Here is a 19,811-nt window from a genome sequence, read left to right on the forward strand (position 1 = left end):
TCCCTCTTACGACGCTTCCGTCGCGCTTTTGCCGAGGTACGCCTCGATCACCGTCGGATTGTTGCGGATCTCTTCCGGCGTTCCCTCCGCGATCTTGCGTCCGTAATCGAGCACGTGGATATATTCGCTCAAGCCCATGACCAGCTTCATATCGTGTTCAATCAAGATGATGGTCAAATCCAGCTCACGTTTCAAGCGGCGGATAAAGTCCGTCATTTCAACCGTTTCGCGCGGGTTCATCCCGGCGGCCGGTTCATCCAGCAGGATGATCTGCGGATTGGTCGCCAGCGCACGCGCGATCTCCAATCGGCGCTGCAGCCCGTACGGCAGGCTGCCGGCCGCTTCATTGGCAATCTCCTCAATGCCCACATACTGCAGCAGCTTGTAGGCTTCCACACGCGCCCGCTCTTCTTCTTCACGCACTTTTTTCGAATTGAACAGGATGCCCAGCAGACCGGCGGACAAGCGGCTGTGCAGGCCGACCATGACGTTTTCCAGCGCAGTCATCTCTTTGAACAGCCGGATGTTCTGGAATGTCCGGGTAATGCCGCGTTCCGCGATCTGATCGGGACGCAAGCCCTTGATGCTTTGGCCGTTCAGCAGGATATCGCCTTCATCCGGTTCGTAAAAGCCGGTGATCATGTTGAAGAAGGTTGTTTTTCCCGCACCGTTCGGGCCGATTACCGCGGTAATGGTGCCTTTCTCGATTTTTACCGTCACGTCCTGATTGGCGACCAGACCGCCAAAGCGCTTCGTCAAGCCGTTAGCTTCCAACAATGCCATTTCTTCGTTCCCTCCTTCTTGCAGGTCTATTTGCCCGTCAGTCTGGCTAGAATACCCAGCTTTTCATTCGCATGGGGACTGTTTTTGATCGCGTCGATGTCGTTCTTCTTCCGCTTGGCCGGAATAAGCCCGTTCGGACGATAAAGGGCAACCAGAATCAGCAGAATCCCGAAGACGAAGCGTTGGAATTTGGAAGGATCCAACTGGTTCGGCAGGTTGATGATACCGGCCGACTGCAGGGAATGCAGGAAGTTGGAGAATTCCTTCAGCAGTTGTACCTGCAGAACCGTGATAAATGCGGCCCCCAGCACCACGCCCGGGATGCTGCCGCTGCCGCCGAGAATTACCATGACGAGAATACCGATGGATTCCATCAGGGTAAACGAGGTGGGGTCAACGAAGGTCTGCTTGGCGGCAAAGATAACCCCGACCACCCCCGCAAAGGAGGCGCCGATAGCGAAGGCCGTCAGCTTGGTTTTCAGCAGCGAGATCCCCATCGATTGGGCAGCCAGCTCGTCCTCTCTGATGGCGATCCAGGCTCGACCCAGGCGGGAATGTTCAAACCGGATGTTGGCCAGCACGATGAACGCAATGACCAAAAGGACGATGAAATAGAAGTAAAACGGCGTATTCATCTTGATGCCGAACAGTTCCGGAGAGGCGATGGGGGTCAACCCCTGCGGTCCGTTCGTAATGTTGATCGGCTTGTCCAGGTTGTTGAAAATGATGCGGATAATCTCCCCGAAGCCGAGCGTTACGATAGCCAGATAGTCCCCTTTCACCCGCAGCACGGGCAAACCGAGCAGAATCCCGAAGATCGCCGCCACAACCAGACCGACGATCAAAAACGGCCAGAACCATTCGCCGGAGAGCGGAAACAGGTTGCCGGGAATGAATTCATTCGCCTGGGACGTCGCAAAAATCGCATAGGCATACGCCCCCGCCGCGAAGAACGCCACATATCCAAGGTCAAGCAGACCCGCGAAGCCCACGACGATGTTCAGACCGAGCGCCATGGCTACGTAAATGCCTACCTGGGACGCAACCTCCATGTAATAGCGGTTGTCCCCGGCGATCCCGGGTATGATCACCAGCAGCACCAAGGCTCCCAGGATCAGCTTGATCGTTTTGGAGGTGTTCGTATAGTAGATCCCGATAATCGAGAAGAGCACACCGATAAACGCCAGGACGGATTTCTCCAGAAAGAACAGCGCCGCCGAAAAGCCGGCAATCCACACAATGGTTAAGAGAAGCGGAATCCCTTTGAATGACGCCAACCGTTTATTTGCCACTTGCTCTCACCTACACTTTCTCTTTTACTGCTTCGCCAAACAGTCCTTCCGGTTTGAACAGAAGCACAAGAATCAAGATACTGAAGGCAAACACGTCCTTGTACTCGGCACCAAACGCACCGCCGGTCAGCGGTCCCATGTAGGCGCCCGCCAGCGATTCCAGCAGGCCGAGAATGATGCCGCCCACCATCGCGCCGCGCAGATTGCCGATCCCGCCCAGAACGGCGGCTGTAAAGGCTTTCAGCCCGAGGATGAAGCCGATATACGGATCGATCGTTCCGTAGTTTTGCGCAAACAATACGCCCGTGGCTCCCCCGAGGCTGGAGCCGATCAGGAAGGTCAGCATGATTACTTTGTCAACGTTTATAGTCATCAGCGACGCGGTGGTCTGATCCTGTGCCACCGCACGCATGGCGATTCCCCATTTGGTTTTGTTCACGAAAAGCGTCAAGGCTACCATCATGATGATGGCGATCACGATCACGATGAGGGCTTTTTGCGGAATAGAGGCAAATCCCAAATTAATCGAATTGTTAAAGAGAATCGGACTGTTCAGGTAAAACTCATTACGCGCAACCGCTTCCGTAAAACGGACAAGGTCTTGCAGCAGGAAGGAGACACCGATCGCCGAAATCAGCGGCACCAGACGCGGGGCGTTGCGCAGCGGGCGGTACGCAATCCGCTCGATCCCCACGCCAAGCGCACCGGTGACAAGCATGCCAATCACCAGCATCAATACAAGCGCGATGTAGGGATTCATCCCTTTCAAGGATCCCATCGCATCCGCAATCAGCAGAACTTCCGTTCCGACGAATGCGCCGACCATGAAGATTTCACCGTGGGCAAAGTTGATAAATTCCAGAATACCGTATACCATCGTGTAACCCAAAGCCACGACCGCATACATAAAGCCAAGCGTGAGTCCGTCTACCAGTACTTGTGGTAAAATACTCAGCAGCACGTTTCAGATCCCTCTTTTCTGTTTTTTTTCTTAGTGGCGATTCTGTTTTACCCAAAAGCAAGGGGCGCACACCTGCGTGCCGCCCCTGCGCTGTCGGTTGGGCTGTGATGATTGACTCATGGTGTAATAGTGTGACTTATTCTGCTTTGCCGACAAAAGTAGATCTGTCTTTGCCTTTTTCGTACTTGTAGATGAATACGTCCGCGCTGATGTTGTCACCTTTGTCGTCAAAGGTAACCTTGGTGAATTGACCTTGGAAATCCTTGGTCTTGTGCACGGCTTCCAGCACCTGCTCACGGGTCGGCTTTTTGCCGCCGTTTGCCTTGATGGCTTCGAGCACCCCGTTCAGGATTACGTTCATCGAATCATAGCCGTAGACGGAATAGGTTTCAAGCGGCTTGTTGGTCGCTTTCTTGTATTCTTCCGCCCACTTCTTGCCCTCTTCGGTTTGGGTGACGTCACCGGCAACGGAGGTAAAGACCACCCCGTCAACAGCATCGCCTGCAATTTTAATCATATCAGAAGAGTCCAGCCCGTCGCCACCCATAAAATATCCCTTATATCCTTTTTCACGGGCCTGCTTGACCAGGATGCCGCCCTCCGGATACAAACCGCCGAAGAAAATGATGTCGGGGCTCTTCGCAACCGCCTGGTTCAGCACGGCGCTGTAATCTTTTTCTCCCTGCGTGATTCCTTCATAGCCGAGCACCTGTACGCCATCCTTTTCGAACTGCGCTTTCACCTGGTCGGCCAGCCCTTGACCATACGCTGTTTTATCATGAATCAGAAACGCTGTTTTCACGCCGAGCGAGTTCTTCGCATAGATGGCAGCTTTCGGACCTTGGGCGTCGTCGCGCGCGCAGATGCGGTGAACGGTTTTCTTGCCTTCTTCGGTCAGCTTGACCGCCGTGTTGGCCGGTGACACCATGACCAGCTTCCCTTCTTCGTACTTCACTGAAGACGGGATGGCCACACCGGAGTTGAGGTGGCCGACTACGCCGAGGACATCAGGATTGGAGATGAGCATTTCCGCATTGGCAACCCCGATTTTCGGGTCAGCCTGGTCATCCTGCGGGAACAGCTGGAGATCGAAGCCCAGTTTCTTGAACTCTTCCTTACGCAGGTTCAGCGCGTATTCCGCACCGGTCTTGATCGCATCGCCCAAGGAGGATTGGTTCCCGGAAAGCGGGGTCTGCGTCGCGATGAGGATCTTGCCGCCGTCGGTCGCTCCGCCGGAAGCGCTGCCTTGCTGGGTGTTGCCGCTTGGCTGGCTGCTGCCGCCTGCTGCGCCGCCGGAATCCTTGGTTCCGGCGCAACCTGCAAGGGAAACGCTCGCTACCAATGCAACGGACAGTAAGCTGAGTGGAGTTCTCTTTTTCATCCTGAATTGAATCCCCCTTTTGATTCTTTTGATTCTGTGTACCGACCAATCAATCCGCCTCTTTGGTCCGTTACATTGCGCGTGAGGGTTTCTTACATGAGTTCAGCAAAGGCAGATGCGGCCTGGTTCTTTTTTATTGTAGAATAAATAAGAAAATTTACAAGAGAAAAAAATATTTTTATCGATATTTTCGAATGGAACAATCAATGCTTTTGATAAAAGTAGAATTGAAATCAATCAAGTATATCAATCGTTTTCTTCGCTAAAGCATTTTGTTTATCCATTATATTTTCAGGATGGGCAAAGAGAATCTCCACCAGCGAAAAAACTTGCACAAAATTCCACAATCTGGTTTATCAACCACTTATTCCAGCCGCGTGGAAGGAACGAGTATGCGCCCCTGCTTCACGTCATACAACCCCGCTGTTGTCAGTCTCACAAACGGCAGATGGGTCGCCGTAAAAAAGAGGAGCGAGTAGATCGGATCGATATGGGAATACCCATGGCTGCGCATCAACCTGTCGAAGGCTTCGGCCTTGTCGATCAGTTCCGCCATCGGGAGATCCGTCATCCTGCCGCCTAGGGGCAGCGCGCATTCATACACAATGTTCCCCTGCCGGATCATCACCACGCCGCCGCCGATCTCTCCCACGCGCCTGAGCGCTTCCGCCATGGTCTTCGGGTCGCGGCCGATCACCAGACAGCCGGCGGACGCGGTGTAGGTGCTGGCCAGCGCTTCTATTCCGCTGCCGAATCCGCGGACGAGGGCACGGGTGAGCGTGTTGCTCGCCGGATCGAGCAGCGCGATCACCGCCAGTTCCGGATCATCCGCGAGAGAGACCGCTCCCCGCTCGTCTTTTGGAAGCGCTTCCCACGACAGCCGCGTGATCACGGCATTGACCATCTGCAGCACGGGAGCCGCTTCTTCCTGGATGCGCATCTCAAACCATTCCGTGTTGATGTCATCTCCCCATCGCTTCACGGCAGGGAAGCGGTAGCGCTCCCAGGGAAACGCAGGAGAAGGGGAGAGCAGCCTGCCTTCCTCCGCGACGCGCCGTCCGTTTGCAATGACAAGCTGCGGGGTCGGATCAGCCGGATCGGCAAGGAGCAGCATATCCGCGATTCGGCCGGGCGCTATGCCGCCGATCTCCCCGTCCAGCCCATAATAGACGGCCGGATTCAATGTGGCCAGCACATACGCGTCGATCGCCGGCATTCCCGCTTCGATGGCAACCCGCAGCGTGTAATCCATGAAACCGTGCCGCATCATCGGGGGCGTGGAGCCGTCCGAGGTCAGCATGAGCCGGGACTGCCAGGGAATGCCCAGCCGCTTCAACCCCGCCACAAGCTCCGGCAGATCGGGCCGGATGGAAGAGTGGCGCAGCGTCGCGTACAGCCCCAGACGGAGGCGGTGGAGGACATCTTCGGCGGTGATGCTTTCGTGGCAGGCGGTGATCCCGGCTGCCGCCGCGATGTTCAGGGTGTCAACCGAAGCCCCCGGATGATGGCCTTCCATCCGTTTCCCGATGTCACCCGTCCGCTTCAGTCCGTCCAGGATGATCTCGTCTTCTGTGAGGACTCCGCCCCAATCGGTCAGTTCGCCCCCCTGAATAACCAGCGGATGGGCGAGCAATCGCTCGATGCCTTCCTTTCTGAACGCTTCCTGGTCCCGTTTGCGGCTCTGGGAGTCCAGGCGGGCCCAGAAAAACTGTTTGACCGGATGGGATGACAGCGCTTCCATGAGCTCTTCCATTTCGGCAAGCGGCAGCAGAGAGGCGAGCACCAGCGTATCGGAGACAAGGGTTGTCGTGCCTGTCTGCAGGGCGAAATCGCTTAAAGCGGACGGGGTGTACCATTGGAAGGGATGCGCATGCGGCTCGATGTAACCGGGGACAAGCCAGCGGCCGGATGCGTCGATCACCTGGGTGTCATCGTCGACAAGCGGCTCGCTTTCGCCGACATAGGCAATGCGCTCGCCGGCTGTCACGACATGCACCTGCTGCCATTCCCTGGTGTACACGTTCAGCACATGCCCCCCTTTCAGCCACATGGTGGCGGGGGCCTGTCTTCTGGCGGTCCGAATCAATTGCAGATGAGCTTCTTTGGACAAAGGGCGTACGCGCAAGGGAATGCCACTCCTTTCCGTTCTCTTCCTTCTGAGCAACCGCTCAGTTTCAGTGTGATACCTTCACTATACGCCGGAATCCCGCTCTTGAAAAGCGGTCGATGCGCTTTGCAGGATTTTCCTCGTCTTATTTCTCTCCTGCCGCGCACACTAGAACCAGCGATATGCAGGTACAACCAAAGGAGGAGACAGGACATGCGCAAAAACGTCGGCACAATCGATGCCACCGTCCGGATTACGCTGGGATTTCTGGGCCTCGCCTACGGCATTGGCCGGATGAGCCGCCGTCCATACCGCGCCCCGTGGCTCTTGATGGCGCTGTCCGCCATGAAGATCGCCGAAGGGATGACCCGTTTTTGCCCGATGTTGTATGCCATGAGAGCCAACACCCTCAAGGGAAACGGAATGAAAGGCGTCTGGGGACAGATCAGGGAAGCGGGCAAATTCGTCGCCGGAGCCACCGGCACCAGACGGACGGCGGGTCACGAAAGCAACAGCGCGGCTCAGCCAACATCCCCGTCCGACCTGCAGCTTGAGCATGCCATCAAGGATTATGTGACGGAACAAACGGGCAGTACCCCGCCGGGAGCCGGCCAGCCCTCCGCTGAAACATCCAGCATGGATGAACGAAGCTATTCCCACTCTTCTTAGGAGGTGGTTGCGCCATGACCGTGGGACCTCCGCTTTACGAATGGATACAGCACAACCTGTTTGTATTCGTTTTCATTATCGGCGCCATTGCAGCCGTCGGTTACTTTCTGTATCAAGCGGGCAGCAAAAAAGGAAGATACCGCCAGTAGCGGATCTTCCTCTTCGCATGCAGACAAAGTCCGTCCTATCATGGAGGAATGGTTCCCGCTCGCTCTACCTCTACGTTTGATCAATTTTTTACTTCCGCTGCAGCGCTTTGCCTGCGATATCCGTCCGGTAATGGGCCCCTTCGAACCGGATGGCGGCCACGCCTTCATAAGCGGCGTCCCGCGCTTCCGTCAGCGTCCGCCCCAGGCCGGTGACCCCCAGCACGCGGCCTCCGTTGGTGACGATGCCCGCCTCCGTCCGTTTCGTGCCGGCGTGAAAGACCACCCGATTCTGCTGCGTTTGGTCAAGCCCTTCGATCAGGGCCCCTTTGGGATAATCCCCCGGGTAGCCCGGCGCTGCCATCACGACGCAGACGGCGCTGCCTGTTTTCCATGTGACATCGATGGCGGAGAGCTCCCCGTTGATGGTGGCGAGGATAATCTCCAGCAGATCCGTCTCCAGCAGCGGCAGGATCACCTGGGTTTCCGGATCGCCGAAACGGGCGTTAAACTCCACCACCTTCGGCCCTTCCGCCGTCAGCATCAGGCCGGTGTAGAGCACCCCTTTGAAGGGAATGCCTTCCTGCACCATCCCCTTGGCCATCGGCTTGACAATCGTTTCCACGATGCTCTCCACCAGCTCCGGCGATACCTGCGGAACCGGGGCATAGGTGCCCATCCCGCCGGTGTTGGGCCCTTTATCGCCATCGAAAACCTGCTTGTGATCCTGGGAGGTGATCATCGGCTTCACGGTTTCACCGTCAACGAACGAGAGCAGCGTCAGCTCTTCCCCGCTCATGAACTCTTCGATCACGACCCGGGAGCCCGCCTGTCCGAAAGCGCCTTCCTGCATGATCTGGAACAGCGCCTCTTCCGCCTCCGCCAGGGTATGCGCCACCACGACGCCTTTTCCTGCCGCCAGACCGTCGGCTTTGACGACGATGGGCGCTCCCTGTTCCCGCACGTAGGCCAGGGCCGATTGGTAATCAAGAAACGATTCGTAACGGGCTGTTGGAATCCCGTATTTGGTCATCAATTTTTTGGCAAACGATTTGCTGCCTTCGATTTTGGCCGCTTCGGACGTCGGGCCAAAGATGGGAAGGCTGCGCTGCTCAAAAAATTCCACGATCCCGCCGAAAAGCGGATCTTCCGGCCCGACGATCGTCAGGTCAATCCCCTCATCCTTGACAAACTGGGCAAGCGCGGCAAAATCGTTGACAGAGATCGGGACATTGCGGGCGAATTCTGCCGTGCCGCCATTGCCGGGCGCACAGTATATCTTGTTCACTTTCGGGCTTTGCGCAAGCTTCCAGGCGATGGCATGCTCCCGGCCGCCGCCGCCGACCACCAACACGTTCATATGGGTACCCTCCTTGAAAAGTCCCGCCACTTCAGCCGATAGGGTCTCCTGCTGCTCGCACGCGGAGACCGGCTTCTTTCTGGCAAGCATGCCAACAATCGGGAATGGGGGATTCCCCCTTCCAGCATGTAGACAAAATCCAGCCGTCAAGGATGATGGTTCCCGCTCGCTCTCTTGACGCCCAGCGAAGAAGTTGGCCGTGTCCGCTCCGAAACGCGACGCGGGCAGGGGGCTCAACATCTGGGCGTCTCAGGGATGTGAGACTCACGCCCCCTGTGACCCCGCGTCTTCGTTTCTCCGCTGAGGCGGTCGTCAAAGGAGCTCGCTTGGCCCCATCACTCCATGACACTTACAGAAGTTAGTCATCAATCTGAAAGGGGATTCCCCTCTTCCCCCGCTGCGCTTAGTGCTTAAAATGGCGCACGCCAGTAAATACCATGGCAATGCCATGACGGTTGCACGCATCGATGGACTCTTGATCGCGAATCGAGCCGCCCGGCTGGATGATGGTCGCAATTCCCGCTTGGGCCGCGGCTTCCACCGTATCCGGCATGGGGAAGAACGCATCGGAAGCAAGAACGGCTCCCCGCGCCTTGTCTCCCGCCTGCTCGATGGCGATGCGGGCGGCCCCCACGCGGTTCATTTGACCGGCACCGACGCCGATCGTCATGTTATCCCGCGCCAGCACGATGGCGTTGGATTTCACATGTTTAACCACCTTCCAGGCAAACAGCAGCTGCTCAAGCTCTTCTTTGCTCGGGCTGCGCTCAGTCACCACCGTAAGCTCTTCCGGAACCAGCTGCTTCTCGTCGTATTCCTGCACCAGGGCGCCGCCGGCAACCGGGGCGATCCGCAGATTGGCCTGTTTCGGCTGGCCCGCAAGCGCGCCCACTTCGAGGCGAAGGAGGCGGAGATTCTTCTTCTCCTGCAGGATGGCCAGCGCCTCCGGTGTAAAATCAGGTGCCAGGACGATTTCCAGGAAGATCTCCTTCAGCAGCAGTGCGGTCTCTTTGTCAATCGGCCGGTTGGCTGCAACGATGCCGCCGAAGATGGAGACGGGATCCGCCTCATAGGCCTTGCGGCAGGCTTCCGCGATGGTTGCCCCGATGCCGACGCCGCACGGATTGGTATGCTTGACGGCTACGACGGCCGGTACATCGAATTCGCGCACGATCGCAAGCGCCGCATCCGCATCGTTGATATTGTTGTAAGACAATTCCTTGCCATGGAGCTGTTCCGCCGTGGCGATGCTGCCGCCCGCCGCCAGGGGCTGCCGGTAGAAAGCGGCCTGCTGGTGCGGGTTCTCTCCATACCGCAGATCCTGCACCTTCTCATAGGTGACGGTATAGCTCTCCGGCATGAATTCACCGGTGTGGGCGCTTAAATATTGGGAAATCAGGGCATCATAAGCGGCGGTGTGGCGGAACGCCTTGGCTGCCAGCCGGCTGCGTGTCGCAAGCGTGGTATCGCCGGATGCCTTCAGCTCGCCGAGAACCGTCTCGTAATCGGCCGCATCCACAACCACCGTAACAAACGCGTGGTTTTTGGCAGCCGAACGCAGCATCGACGGGCCGCCGATGTCGATGTTTTCAATGGCGTCCGCAAACGCCACATCGGGCTTCGCTATCGTCTGCTTAAAAGGATAAAGGTTTACGACAACCAAATCAATCGGCTCAATCTCCTGTTCGGCCAGCTGCTGCTGGTGGTGCGGATTGGTGCGGACCGCCAACAGGCCGCCGTGTATCGCCGGATGCAGTGTTTTTACCCGACCGTCCAGAATTTCCGGGAAGCCGGTCACTTCCGAGATGCCGGTCACCGGAATGCCTTCCGCCTTCAACAGGGAAGCGGTGCCGCCGGTGGAAATGATCTCAATCCCCAGCTCGGCCAGTTGACGGGCAAACGGGACCAACCCTGTCTTGTCGGAAACACTGATCAGCGCTTTTTTGATAGTCACGAATGAAACCTCCTGACTTAGTTTCATTTTGGCAGAAAAACACGAACATTATATTGTAATTTAAACATAATTGTACGTAAAATTCAAGGTTGATGCCTGAAAAAAAAGAGCCGTCATGCCTGCGCATGTTCGGCTGTTTGGCGGTTTCTTCCATTGTTATTTTTTCCGGCTCTTCTTTCCGGTCGCCCTTCGTTTTTTCGACGAGCTTTTCTTCGTTTCATCCGCCAGTTCCTGGATCGCTTGGGCTGCCTGCCGCTGGTCGTAACCGTCCTCCGCCAGCTTCCCCCTTACCTTTTCCTTTATCTCTTCCGGCAGTTCAAGCCCCATCTCCTGCAGTTCCGTCAATACGGCTTCCACATTGTTCCCGTTCAATTCGGGCAGCTTCTGCGCAAGCCGCATCAGATCGGCCATGCTCCATTCGCGCCCCGTCTTTTGCTTCAGCTTCTCCAGCAAGTCTTGGACAAAATTCCCGTTCAATGCCAGCCCCCCTCCGTTCAAGCTCCTTTATGATATGTCGGGAGCCGACGAAAGGTTTTGCCTACGAGAACAGCACCCAGCCGCCCTCGCATGCGCAGCTGGGTCTATGGTTCCGTGATCGTCACGAGCCGCCCGTCCATCGCGACGCGCTGATCCACCAGCGCCTGGATCACCTGAACGAGCAGGCGGTGTTCCACCTCGTGGATGCGGGCGGCCAGGGTCTCGGCGGTGTCAGCCGGCTCCACGCGAACGGGGTGCTGGGCGATAATAGGGCCGGTATCCATGCCGGCGTCGACGAAGTGGACGGTCACCCCCGTCACCTTCACCCCGTAGGCCAGCGCCTGCCCGATGGCATCTTTCCCCGGAAACGCCGGCAGGAGGGAGGGATGCAGGTTGATGATGCGTCCTTCATAGTGGTGCAGGAGAACCGGACCGACCAGCCGCATGTAGCCCGCCAGTACGATCAGCTCGACGCCCAGTGCCTGCAGCCGCCCGACGATTTCCGTCTCGTACGCCGCCTTGTCCGGATACGTTTTCGGATCAAACAGCAGGACGGGCACGCCAAACCGCTCCGCACGCTCCAGCACATACGCTCCGGGCTTGTCGCAGACGAGCAGCGCCACTTGGGCACCGGTGAGACGCCCTTCCTGCAGGGCCCGCATCACCGCTTCGAAGTTGGAACCGCTCCCGGAGGCAAAAACGGCCAGCCGTTTCACAGCGCCACCCCATTGTAGACCACGCTTTTCTCTCCGGCGGCGATGCGGCCGATCACATACGCCGCTTCCCCCATCTCCTTCAGCGCGCGGACGATGCCATCCGCGTCCTGTTCACGCACTGCCAGCACCATGCCGATGCCCATGTTAAAGGTGCGGAACATGTCCGCCTTGCCGATGCGGCCCCGTTCCTCCACCAATGTGAAAACAGGCAGGATCGGCCAGGAGCCGAAGTCAATCTCCGCCTGCGTTCCGTCCGGCAGCACGCGCGGAATGTTTTCCGTAAAGCCGCCCCCCGTGATATGGGCCATCGCTTTGATCTCATATTGCTTCAGAAGCGCCAACACCGGTTTGACATAGATCCGGGTGGGGGTGAGCAGCTCTTCGCCCAGCGTTTTGCCGAGAATCTCGACATGCTGGTCGAGGCTCATGCCCTGATCGGCCAGCAGCACCTTGCGCACCAGGGAGAAGCCGTTGCTGTGGACGCCGCTCGAGGCGATGCCGATCAGCACGTCGCCGGGTACGACAGCGCGGCCGTCGATCAGCCTGCTTTCGTCCACCACGCCCACGGTAAAGCCGGCGATATCGTACTCGCCCTCCGCATACATCCCCGGCATCTCCGCCGTTTCTCCGCCGATCAGCGCACAGCCCGCCTGCGCGCAACCATCCGCGATTCCCTTGACGATCGCTTCGATTTTGGCCGGGATCACCTTGTCGCAGGCGAGATAGTCGAGGAAAAAGAGCGGTTCCGCTCCCTGCACCACCACGTCATTGACGCACATGGCGACCGCGTCGATCCCGATGGTGTCGTGCTTGTCCATGGCAAACGCGATCTTCAGCTTGGTCCCGACCCCATCCGTACCGGAGACCAGCACGGGTTTTTCGTATTTGCTCGTATCCAGCCGGAACAGCGCGCCGAAGCCGCCCAGATCGGTCAGCACCTCCGGGCGGAACGTGCGCTTGACATGCTTTTTCATCCGTTCCACGGCTTCATTGCCCGCCGCGATGTCCACACCGGCTTGTTTGTAAGCATCACTCATGGTTTCTTCCCTCTCAATCGCATTTATCTGCGGGCAGCGCCGCCTCGAATTCGATCTCTGTCGGATACTGGCCGGTAAAGCACGCCAGACAATGGCCCCGGTTGGGCGCGCCCTCGTCTGCGCGGCCGATCGCCGACAGCATCCCTTCCACGGACAGGAACGACAGCGTATCGGCCCCGATAAACCGCCGGATCTCTTCCACCGATTGGGAGGAGGCGATCAGTTCATCCCGCGTCGAGGTATCGATGCCGTAGAAGCACGGATTCATCACCGGGGGGGAGCTGATGCGCACATGCACTTCCGTCGCCCCCGCTTCCCGCAGCATGCGCACGATGCGGCCGCTGGTGGTGCCGCGCACGATGGAATCGTCGATCATGACGACCCGCTTGCCTTCCACCACCTTGCGCACCGCGGAGAGCTTCATGTAGACGCCCCGTTCCCGCATCTCCTGGGTCGGCTGGATAAATGTGCGTCCGACGTACCGGTTTTTAATCAGGCCCAACTCGTACGGGATGCCGGTCGCTTCCGCAAAGCCGATCGCCGCCGAAATGCTGGAATCGGGCACCCCCGTAACCACATCGGCTTCGATCGGGGCTTCGAGGGCCAGCTGCTTGCCCAGGCGTTTGCGGGCCATGTGCACGTTGATCCCGTCGATGTCGCTGTCAGGACGGGCAAAGTAGATGTATTCAAAGGTACAGATCGATTTTTGCGTCTTGGCGGCGAACGTGCTGGTGTGCACTCCGCTGTCATCCACCACGATCAGCTCGCCGGGCTGCACGTCGCGCCAGAACTCCGCCCCGATGATGTCGAAGGCGCAGGTCTCGGAAGCCACCACGATCCCCTTGCCGATCCGGCCCAGGGAAAGCGGGCGCAGTCCGTTGGGGTCCAGCGCAATCACCAGCTGCCGTTCGTTCATGACCAGGAGGGCATACGCTCCCTTGATATGCTGCAGCGCTTCCCTGACCGCTTCCGGCAGCTCCCTGCTTTTCGCCCGGGCGATCAGGTGGGCGATCACTTCGGTATCGCTGGTGGTCTGAAAGATGGAGCCTTTCGCTTCCAGCTCCCGGCGCAGCGCCATGGCGTTCACCAGATTGCCGTTGTGCGCCACCGCCATGGCGCCGTGCGCATAGCGGAAAAAGAGCGGCTGCGCATTTTCGATCTTGCTTGCGCCGGCCGTGGTGTAGCGCGTATGGCCGATGGCGATGTGGCCGCGAAACTTCTCCAGATCCCCTTTGCCGAACGCTTCGGAAACCAGACCCATCCCCCGGTGCTTGTACCACTTCTCCCCATCAGAGGCGCACATCCCCGCGCTTTCCTGCCCGCGATGCTGCAGGGCGTGCAGCCCCAGATAGGTCAGCTGCGGCGCTTCCGGATGGTCGTAGATGCCGAAGACGCCGCACTCTTCGTTTAACTTGTCCCAGATTATCCGATCAAACATGGAATCGCATCCTTCCAGGCTGCATGCAGCTCATGAAGCGGCGCGTTCACCGCTTCCCTGCCGTTGATGGTCACCACCAGGCGATCGCCGCCCGTTTTGCCGATCTTTTGTACCGGTACGTCCAGCTCTTTTGCCAGGCCTCGGATTGCATCCACATGTTCAGGCGATGCGCTGATCAGGACACGCGATTGCGATTCACTGAACAGCGCCACATCCGCGCGCAGTTCCGTGTTGATGCCGATGGTCGCGCCGATGCCCTTCCCGAAACAGCTTTCCGCGACGGCCACACCCAGGCCGCCCTCGGACAGGTCGTGGGCGGACTTCACCCATCCCCGGCGAATGGCCGTCAGCACCAGCTGCTGCAGTGCCGCTTCCCTCGCGAGATCAAGCTGCGGCGGACGGCCGGAGATGCCGCCGGTTACAAGCTTCTGATACTCGCTGCCGCCCAGCTCCGCATGGGTGTCGCCCAGCAGCAGGATCATGTCGCCCGCTTCCTTGAAGTCCTGGGTGGTAATATGGTCAACGTCGGTGATCAGGCCAACCATGCCGACGGTCGGCGTCGGGTAGATCGCATCGCCGCTCCGCTCGTTGTAGAAGGAGACGTTGCCCCCGATGACCGGCGTATGCAGCGCCAGACACGCCTTGCTCATGCCATCCACCGCTTTTTCAAACTGCCAGAACACTTCCGGCTTGTCCGGGCTGCCGAAGTTGAGGCAGTCCGTGATGGCGAGCGGTTCCGCCCCGGAGCAGACCACGTTGCGCGCCGCTTCCGCCACCGCGATCGCGCCGCCCACTTCCGGATCGAGATAGACGTAGCGGCCGTTGCAGTCTGTGCTCATCGCCAGGGCCTTGCGGGTGCCGCGAATCATCACGACCGCGGCGTCAGAGCCCGGTGTTACCGCAGTGGAGGCGCGAACAATATGGTCGTATTGCTCATAGACCCACGCCTTGCTGGCGATGGTGGGCTGGGACAGGATCTCTTTCAGCGTGCTGGTCAGATCGGCCGGTTCCGCGATCTGTGCCAGCGGGTCCACCGCCGCGTTCGCTTCATAGTATGCCGGAATCCTGGACGGTTTATGGTAGACCGGCGCTTCTTCCGCCAGGCTGTCCACCGGCACCTCCGCCACCACTTCGCCCTTGTGGAGCAGGCGCAGCAGCCCATCGTCCGTCACGCGGCCCACGATGGCAGCGTGCAGCCCCCATTTGTCAAAAATGGCGATGGCTTCCGCTTCGCGCCCTTTCTCCACCACCAGCAGCATGCGCTCCTGCGATTCGGACAGCATCATCTCGTAGGCGGACATGCCCGCCTCCCGCTGCGGCACAAGGTCGAGGTTCAGCTCAATCCCGTTCCCCGCCTTGGACGCCATCTCGGCGCTGGAGCAGGTGAGGCCCGCCGCGCCCATATCCTGAATGCCGACGACGCAGCCTGTGTCGATCAGTTCCAGGCACGCTTCCAGCAGCAGTTTTTCCATGAACGGATCGCCCACCTGCACGGCCGGGCGCTTTTTCTCCGATTCCTCGCTCAATTCTTCGGAGGCAAAGGTCGCCCCGTGAATCCCGTCGCGCCCGGTGCTGGCCCCTACGTAAATGACGGGGTTGCCGATGCCGCTCGCCACGCCTTTTTGAATCTTGTCGTGGTCGATCAGGCCGACGCACATGGCATTCACCAGCGGATTGCCCTCGTAGGTCGGATCGAAGTTGACCTCGCCGCCTACGGTCGGGATGCCGATACAGTTGCCGTAGCCCGCGATCCCCGCCACCACATGCTCGAACAGATATTTGACGCGCGGTTTGGTCAGCTCGCCGAAGCGGAGCGAGTTCAGCAGGGCAATCGGCCGCGCGCCCATGGAAAACACGTCGCGGATAATGCCGCCGACGCCCGTGGCCGCCCCTTGATAAGGTTCGATGGCCGACGGGTGGTTGTGGCTTTCGATCTTGAACACCACCGCCTGCTTGTCGCCGATGTCGACAATGCCCGCCCCCTCGCCGGGCCCCTGCAGGACGCGCGGTCCTTCGGTCGGGAAACGGCGCAGCACGGGCTTGGAGTTTTTGTAGGAGCAGTGCTCGGACCACATGACGCTGTAAAGCCCCGTTTCTGTCCAGTTGGGCTGGCGGCCCAGGAGTTCCACGACACGGGCATACTCTTCGTCCGTCAATCCGATTTCCGCGTAGAGACGTTGTTCGGCGATTTGCGCCGGAGTCGGTTCTTTATGCCTGAGCTGTGACACCGTTCTTTTCCCTCCATGTGTGAAGAATCGAAGTAAAGACGCGCTTGCCGTCGTCCGAGGTCATCCATGTGTGCACGGCCCGCTCGGGGTGTGGCATCATCCCCAGCACGTTTCCGCGTTCGTTGCAGATTCCGGCGATATCATCGATCGACCCGTTCGGATTCTCTCCCTCATAGCGGAACACGATCTGATTGTTCGCCTTCAGCTTCGCCAGGGTGGCCTCATCGCAGTAGTAGTTGCCTTCGCCGTGGGCGATCGGGATGTCGATCACCTCGCCCGCCGCGTAATCGCGGGTAAACGGCGTTTCATTGTTCACCACCCGCAGCCTGGAGAGCTTGCAGCGATATTTCAGCGTCTTGTTGCGCAGCATGGCTCCCGGCAGAAGCCCGGCTTCCAGGAGAATCTGGAAACCGTTGCAGACGCCCATCACAAGCTTGCCTTCCGCGGCCGCCTTGACAACCTGCTCCATCACCGGGGAAAAACGGGCCACCGCGCCGCAGCGCAGGTAATCCCCATAGGAGAAGCCTCCCGGCAGCAGAATCACATCGTAGCCCGAAAGGTCGGTCGTGCTGTGCCACACATAATCAACAGGTACAGCCATGATGTCTTCCACGGCGTACCGCATGTCGACGTCCGCATTGGAACCCGGAAAAACGATTACTCCCACTTTCATCGCCTTACCCCTCCACGATCTCGAAGCGGTAGTCTTCGATGACGGTATTGGCCAGCAGCTTTTCGCACATCTCCTTGACGCGCTCTTCCGCCTGGCTGCGGTCGGCGGTATCGAGGGCAACCTCCATGTATTTGCCGATGCGCACCTCGTTTACCTCATCGTAGCCGAGCGTGTGCAGCGCTTCCTTGACGGCATTGCCTTGCGGGTCCAGCACGCTTTCGCGCAGGGTGACAAAAACGATCGCTTTATACATGATTCTCTCCTCCTATACGTCGCAGCATTTCGCGGTATGCTTCTTCCACATGGCCCAGATCGCGGCGGAAACGGTCCTTGTCCAGTTTTTCCCCGGTCCGGGCATCCCAGAAACGGCAGGTATCCGGCGAGATCTCGTCAGCCAGCAGGATCTCTCCATCCGGCGTATGGCCGAATTCCAGCTTGAAATCGATCAGATTGACGTCCCGTTTGGCCAAATAGGCTTGCAGCACCTGATTGATCCGCAGACCCAGCTCTTCCAGCTTCGCCAGGTCGGCATCACTTGCAATCCCCAGAACCTTGATGTGAGAGTGGTTCACCAGCGGATCGCCCAGCGCGTCGTCCTTGTAGTAAAACTCCACGACCGGCTGCGGCAGCGCGGTTCCTTCCGCCCAGCCCAACCGTTTGGCCAGCGAACCGGCGGCGACATTGCGCACCACCACCTCAAGCGGGATGATCTTCACCTGCCGGACCGCCTGTTCCCGCGGAGAGAGAAGCTTGACGAAGTGATTGTCGATGCCGTTCTCTTTCAGCAGTTCGAAGAAAATGGCCGTAATCCGGTTGTTCAGTTCCCCTTTGCCGACGATGGTTCCCTTCTTCTCTCCGTTGAACGCCGTAGCATCATCCTTGTACTCCACCCAGTAGATTCCCGGTTCCGAAGTACGAAAGATCTTTTTCGCCTTTCCTTCGTAGAGCTGTTCCAGCTTTTCCACCACAAACGACTCCTCTCTGCGCAATAAGGTCCATGGATCGCCGTATTTTACGAACATTACATCCTAATTAAAACATAAATATACGCTTATTACAACGAATGAATCTGGAATTCATCTCGACAAATGTTCGGTTTTTTATTCGTTTCCCAATATTTACGAAAAATTTATGGCCCATCTTAGAAACATTTGGAACGATCATGCGTCAAATGTGGTAATTTCACCCTCATTTTTGGAAGGAAGGAATCATCATGAAGAAAGTTCTTACCCTCATCCTTTTCGCTGCCCTGCTCTCCTCTGCGATCGGGGTCGCAAGTGCCCACGATCTGGCAGCACCGATGCTGACGTCGGCTGAAAACGCACCGTCCGGGCAGGTCCTGCTCCCGATTCAGCAAGGAGACAAGTACGGTTTTATTAATCGAGACGGGAAAGTGGTGATCAGCCCGCAGTATGACGAGGTTGGCCCGTTTCTTGAAGGGTTGGCGCGGGTTGTCAAGGATGGAAAGGACGGCAGAAAATACGGCTTCATCGATCTGAACGGGAAGGAAGTCATTCCCCTTGCTTTTTCGTATGCCAACGATTTCTCCGAAGGCCTGGCTGCCGTCGAGATCGGCAACCATTATGGCTATATCAACCATGAAGGCAAGGTGGTGATCGCCCCTCAATTTCACAGTGCCGGCAGCTTTTCGGAAGGACTGGCATGGGTCGTTACGGAGAGCGATACCGGTATACTCGCCTACAGCTACATCGATCCGACCGGCAAAACCGTGATCGCCTCCCCTCTCTTCCAAGCCGTGGAGGATTTTCACGACGGGGTCGCACAGGTGGAGTTGAAAAATCCGATTTTCGATACCCCTGCCTATATCGATCGCACCGGCAGGATTCTGTGGAAAGCGAAGCCGGAAGAGGTTTATGTCTATCAACCGGAGCCGCAGGATATTCCGAAGATGAAGCAAGCGTTCTCTCCTGTCGAGGGTGCGCAAAATCTGGAGAGTCTCCTCAAGGATCTGGAGGCAAAGGCAAAAGCCTTCGAAGGCGGGCATGTAAAGGTGCTGATCAACCAGGTGTCGGCTGACCAGTACCTGGATCAGCTTGGGCTTTCGCAGGAGGAACGAAAACAGGCGGATCTGAAAACGTTCGCCCACGACTTCACCATCGTCCTGTCTAACGGGAAAGACGTGATCGGGACATGGAAAGGCAGCCTTTTCTATCTGGTGAAAAAGGGGGAGACCAAGGCGTTTTTGCTGGAAACCGGCCATCACGAATCCGTCGAACTTGGCGATGAGGAGAAGACGCCCACCGCCGAAGAAAAGGCGCTGCAGGATCTTGCAAGCAAATTAAACGACTTCCTGTACGCCACGTACGCGCCAAAAATGAAAGAGGCCCTGCATCTGCCAACCGGGGATGGGGAAGTATGGGCCTACACCAACGGCACCCTGTATCTGCGATATGCGGATGGGTGCGGGGCCAGCATGCAACAGTACCGTTTCAGACCTACATCCAGTGAATGATGAGCCTCCCATGCGCGGACGCCTTGCGTTCCGGCGAGTTCTCAACGGAAAAAGCCGCCTGTTCCCACAGGAACCAAGCGGCTTTTTCCATTCATGTCAGAAAGCATATGGGGCCC

The 19,811-nt window shown here is 58.1% G+C and carries 18 protein-coding genes; 3 read left to right on the forward strand and 15 right to left on the reverse strand.

The annotated features are described in order from the left end of the window. Positions 1-6 precede the first annotated feature (6 nt). The 5 genes from G3578_RS17770 to G3578_RS17790 all read right to left on the reverse strand — a co-directional run bounded on the left by G3578_RS17770 (position 7) and on the right by G3578_RS17790 (position 6,542). Positions 7-783: an ABC transporter ATP-binding protein gene (locus G3578_RS17770; RefSeq protein ID WP_165214412.1), complete on the reverse strand. Its 777-nt coding sequence runs from the start codon at positions 781-783 to the stop codon at positions 7-9. Positions 784-809: 26 nt separating this feature from the next. Continuing rightward, the gene (locus G3578_RS17775; protein ID WP_165214414.1) at positions 810-2,075 is read right to left on the reverse strand and encodes an ABC transporter permease subunit; all 1,266 of its coding nucleotides are present in this window, start codon (positions 2,073-2,075) and stop codon (positions 810-812) included. Positions 2,076-2,085: 10 nt separating this feature from the next. Next, positions 2,086-2,982 carry an ABC transporter permease subunit gene (locus G3578_RS17780; RefSeq protein WP_241254704.1) on the reverse strand — a complete coding sequence of 299 codons (897 nt, stop codon included), beginning with the start codon at positions 2,980-2,982 and terminating at the stop codon, positions 2,086-2,088. 190 nt (positions 2,983-3,172) lie between these two features. Beyond that, positions 3,173-4,417, reverse strand: coding sequence for a branched-chain amino acid ABC transporter substrate-binding protein (locus G3578_RS17785; protein ID WP_165214416.1), 1,245 nt, complete (start codon positions 4,415-4,417; stop codon positions 3,173-3,175). Between the two features lie 364 nt (positions 4,418-4,781). Then, a complete protein-coding gene (locus G3578_RS17790; protein ID WP_165214417.1) occupies positions 4,782-6,542 on the reverse strand; it encodes an adenine deaminase C-terminal domain-containing protein in 1,761 nt (586 codons plus the stop codon). 195 nt (positions 6,543-6,737) lie between these two features. On the opposite strand from G3578_RS17790, the gene G3578_RS17795 reads away from it, so the two are divergent. Both G3578_RS17795 and G3578_RS21200 read left to right on the forward strand, forming a co-directional pair. Then, positions 6,738-7,193, forward strand: a complete 456-nt coding sequence (locus G3578_RS17795; protein ID WP_165214418.1) for a YgaP family membrane protein — start codon at positions 6,738-6,740, stop codon at positions 7,191-7,193. A gap of 14 nt (positions 7,194-7,207) precedes the next feature. Then, positions 7,208-7,342, forward strand: a complete 135-nt coding sequence (locus G3578_RS21200; protein ID WP_277603165.1) for an EYxxD motif small membrane protein — start codon at positions 7,208-7,210, stop codon at positions 7,340-7,342. An 88-nt stretch (positions 7,343-7,430) separates the two neighbouring features. On the opposite strand, the gene purD is transcribed toward G3578_RS21200, so the two are convergent. The 10 genes from purD to purC all read right to left on the reverse strand — a co-directional run bounded on the left by purD (position 7,431) and on the right by purC (position 18,187). Continuing rightward, complete coding sequence (gene purD, locus G3578_RS17800; RefSeq protein ID WP_165214420.1) at positions 7,431-8,699, reverse strand: phosphoribosylamine--glycine ligase; 1,269 nt, start codon at positions 8,697-8,699, stop codon at positions 7,431-7,433. Positions 8,700-9,102: 403 nt separating this feature from the next. Continuing rightward, a complete protein-coding gene (gene purH, locus G3578_RS17805) occupies positions 9,103-10,653 on the reverse strand; it encodes a bifunctional phosphoribosylaminoimidazolecarboxamide formyltransferase/IMP cyclohydrolase (RefSeq protein ID WP_165214422.1) in 1,551 nt (516 codons plus the stop codon). 156 nt (positions 10,654-10,809) lie between these two features. Then, positions 10,810-11,130, reverse strand: coding sequence for a hypothetical protein (locus tag G3578_RS17810; protein WP_165214424.1), 321 nt, complete (start codon positions 11,128-11,130; stop codon positions 10,810-10,812). 104 nt (positions 11,131-11,234) lie between these two features. Then, on the reverse strand, positions 11,235-11,846 hold the full coding sequence (gene purN, locus G3578_RS17815; protein ID WP_165214427.1) for a phosphoribosylglycinamide formyltransferase: 612 nt from the start codon (positions 11,844-11,846) through the stop codon (positions 11,235-11,237). Then, complete coding sequence (gene purM / locus G3578_RS17820; protein ID WP_165214430.1) at positions 11,843-12,883, reverse strand: phosphoribosylformylglycinamidine cyclo-ligase; 1,041 nt, start codon at positions 12,881-12,883, stop codon at positions 11,843-11,845. Before purM ends, purN begins: the two co-directional genes overlap by 4 nt. A 13-nt stretch (positions 12,884-12,896) precedes the next feature. Next, positions 12,897-14,321, reverse strand: coding sequence for an amidophosphoribosyltransferase (purF, locus tag G3578_RS17825; RefSeq protein ID WP_165214433.1), 1,425 nt, complete (start codon positions 14,319-14,321; stop codon positions 12,897-12,899). After that, positions 14,306-16,549 carry a phosphoribosylformylglycinamidine synthase subunit PurL gene (gene purL / locus G3578_RS17830; RefSeq protein ID WP_165214436.1) on the reverse strand — a complete coding sequence of 748 codons (2,244 nt, stop codon included), beginning with the start codon at positions 16,547-16,549 and terminating at the stop codon, positions 14,306-14,308. The genes purF and purL overlap by 16 nt, the downstream gene beginning before the upstream one ends. Next, entirely contained in the window at positions 16,530-17,222 is a 693-nt protein-coding gene (gene purQ, locus G3578_RS17835) for a phosphoribosylformylglycinamidine synthase subunit PurQ (protein ID WP_165214439.1), read from the reverse strand. Before purQ ends, purL begins: the two co-directional genes overlap by 20 nt. A 4-nt stretch (positions 17,223-17,226) precedes the next feature. Further along, complete coding sequence (gene purS, locus G3578_RS17840) at positions 17,227-17,475, reverse strand: phosphoribosylformylglycinamidine synthase subunit PurS (protein WP_165214442.1); 249 nt, start codon at positions 17,473-17,475, stop codon at positions 17,227-17,229. Further along, entirely contained in the window at positions 17,468-18,187 is a 720-nt protein-coding gene (gene purC, locus G3578_RS17845) for a phosphoribosylaminoimidazolesuccinocarboxamide synthase (protein WP_165214445.1), read from the reverse strand. The genes purS and purC overlap by 8 nt, the downstream gene beginning before the upstream one ends. 248 nt (positions 18,188-18,435) lie before the next feature. On the opposite strand from purC, the gene G3578_RS17850 reads away from it, so the two are divergent. Further along, the gene (locus tag G3578_RS17850; RefSeq protein ID WP_165214448.1) at positions 18,436-19,695 is read left to right on the forward strand and encodes a WG repeat-containing protein; all 1,260 of its coding nucleotides are present in this window, start codon (positions 18,436-18,438) and stop codon (positions 19,693-19,695) included. Positions 19,696-19,811: the final 116 nt, after the last annotated feature.

The organism is Brevibacillus sp. SYP-B805 (assembly GCF_011059135.1).
Lineage (GTDB): Bacteria > Bacillota > Bacilli > Brevibacillales > Brevibacillaceae > Brevibacillus_F.

Excerpts from the sequence above, each read along its gene's own strand:
- purF (WP_165214433.1), bottom strand. The coding sequence starts at position 14,321 with ATGTTTGATCGGATAATCTGGGACAAGTTAAACGAAGAGTGCGGCGTC.
- purD (WP_165214420.1), bottom strand. The coding sequence starts at position 8,699 with ATGAACGTGTTGGTGGTCGGCGGCGGCGGCCGGGAGCATGCCATCGCC.
- purM (WP_165214430.1), bottom strand. The coding sequence starts at position 12,883 with ATGAGTGATGCTTACAAACAAGCCGGTGTGGACATCGCGGCGGGCAAT.
- G3578_RS17785 (WP_165214416.1), bottom strand. The coding sequence starts at position 4,417 with ATGAAAAAGAGAACTCCACTCAGCTTACTGTCCGTTGCATTGGTAGCG.
- G3578_RS17770 (WP_165214412.1), bottom strand. The coding sequence starts at position 783 with ATGGCATTGTTGGAAGCTAACGGCTTGACGAAGCGCTTTGGCGGTCTG.
- purQ (WP_165214439.1), bottom strand. The coding sequence starts at position 17,222 with ATGAAAGTGGGAGTAATCGTTTTTCCGGGTTCCAATGCGGACGTCGAC.
- purS (WP_165214442.1), bottom strand. The coding sequence starts at position 17,475 with ATGTATAAAGCGATCGTTTTTGTCACCCTGCGCGAAAGCGTGCTGGAC.
- G3578_RS17850 (WP_165214448.1), top strand. The coding sequence starts at position 18,436 with ATGAAGAAAGTTCTTACCCTCATCCTTTTCGCTGCCCTGCTCTCCTCT.
- G3578_RS17795 (WP_165214418.1), top strand. The coding sequence starts at position 6,738 with ATGCGCAAAAACGTCGGCACAATCGATGCCACCGTCCGGATTACGCTG.
- G3578_RS21200 (WP_277603165.1), top strand. The coding sequence starts at position 7,208 with ATGACCGTGGGACCTCCGCTTTACGAATGGATACAGCACAACCTGTTT.
- G3578_RS17780 (WP_241254704.1), bottom strand. The coding sequence starts at position 2,982 with ATGTATGCGGTCGTGGCTTTGGGTTACACGATGGTATACGGTATTCTG.